Origin of the sequence: Stenotrophomonas sp. SrG (assembly GCF_050031795.1) — a bacterium.
Taxonomy (GTDB): Bacteria; Pseudomonadota; Gammaproteobacteria; order Xanthomonadales; family Xanthomonadaceae; genus Stenotrophomonas; species Stenotrophomonas rhizophila_A.
Genome location: NZ_JBNBBE010000252.1, coordinates 1 through 273, shown reverse-complemented (window position 1 = coordinate 273; position 273 = coordinate 1). Strand labels below are relative to the sequence as shown.

General features: G+C 61.5%; 1 protein-coding gene. It reads right to left on the bottom strand.

All coding sequences use genetic code 11. From position 1 onward, the window contains the following. On the bottom strand, window positions 1–273 hold a 273-nt coding region (locus ACQG3P_RS19735; protein ID WP_426805987.1), incomplete at both ends, for a hypothetical protein.

Here is a 273-nt window from a genome sequence, read left to right as displayed (position 1 = left end):
CGGCGGTACCGATCCAGGAGTGCTGGTTACGACGGAAGTCCTGTGCAGACAGCCAAGTGCCGTCAGCGAACTCGATGATGTGGCTTCCGTTCTGGGAAGAGAGGAAGCCGTCCAGGACCAGTGCCTGGTAGGCACCGCCCACGAAGAACCCGATGATCAGGTCGTCACCTGTGATCTGGGTGCTCTGGATCATTGCGCGCGTCAAGCCGCCGCCTATGCGGATGATGTCACTGCCGGAGTCTGCAGCGCCGAGGTTCAGGATGCGGTCGTAGC